Annotated in this window: 1 protein-coding gene; it reads left to right on the forward strand. The window is 46.3% G+C overall.

Translation table 11 applies throughout. The features are described from left to right. The first annotated feature begins 157 nt into the window (after positions 1–157). Entirely contained in the window at positions 158–856 is a 699-nt protein-coding gene (locus tag EMM73_RS19795) for a hypothetical protein (RefSeq protein WP_127688480.1), read from the forward strand. Positions 857–999 lie beyond the last annotated feature (143 nt).

Here is a 999-nt window from a genome sequence, read left to right on the forward strand (position 1 = left end):
ACACTCATTATCCCGAGTTCAGGTTAAGTAATAACAGCTAACTGCGGCATAAAAAACTGTCCGCGCTTATAGTCGCGGACGACATAAGCTTCGGCTTTGCATAAGATTTTATACGAACCCTTACCCCAGATTAATTCGTTTTTTTGCAGGAGTCACCATGTCCTTTTACCAAGGCGCGTCCAATTCAGCATCCTTTTTAACCTTACAACGCTGCGGAGGTTTAGCCTCCATAGGCATGGCTTTGTGTTACTTCACAGTAGCACTGATCTTTTTTGCTGCTTTATCTCAACCTGAACAAGCAGAACCTTTACTGAGAATTCAATACATAGATCAGCATCAGTTTTTGGTAGCAACAGGTTATGCCATAGGTTATTTGCTGTTTGGTTTTTTACTGGCCGTGATGGTGATTGCTATCCCTCAGCAGTTGCCTCAGCCGCGGTCTGCCTTAGTGCAAGTTTCAGGGTTGTTTGGCAAGGTTTGGGTGGTCTTAATGATGGCGTCTGGCATGATAGCCCTGACAGGTTTGGAGCGAGTGATCAATCTGGTCAATACAGATCCAGATCTCGCCGTAACCCTCTTTTCTGTTATGGGGATGATGACCCATGCTCTGGGCGGCGGTATTGAATTGGTGGGTGGTCTGTGGATCCTGTTGTTCAGCCTGGCCGGATTGCTGCAACAACCACAAAAGGCAAAACTACATTGGCTTGGTCTGCTCACAGGCAGCTTTGCGATACTAACCGTTTTTCATACCCTGCCTTACCTGAAAGAAGCCTTTGGCTTGTCTCAACTTGTGTGGCAGCTATGGTTTGGGGTTGTGTTATTGCGTCAAAGCCAACAAGAGATCACGGCTGAGTAAAATGAATCGAACAACAGTTCGTTTGTAACCAAGATCAAGCATTTGAATAACAGAAAACAAAAAGCCCGTCACAAGGACGAGCTGTTTGTTTTTTTATGGTGCCCAGAGGCGGACCAGGTTTGCCGGGAGCAAACCGGAACAGC

It is taken from the genome of Rheinheimera sediminis (assembly GCF_004005375.1).
Classification (GTDB): Bacteria; Pseudomonadota; Gammaproteobacteria; order Enterobacterales; family Alteromonadaceae; genus Pararheinheimera.

What these genes read in the sequence shown, in the direction of transcription:
- EMM73_RS19795 (WP_127688480.1), top strand. Translation starts at nt 158, where the DNA reads ATGTCCTTTTACCAAGGCGCGTCCAATTCAGCATCCTTTTTAACCTTA.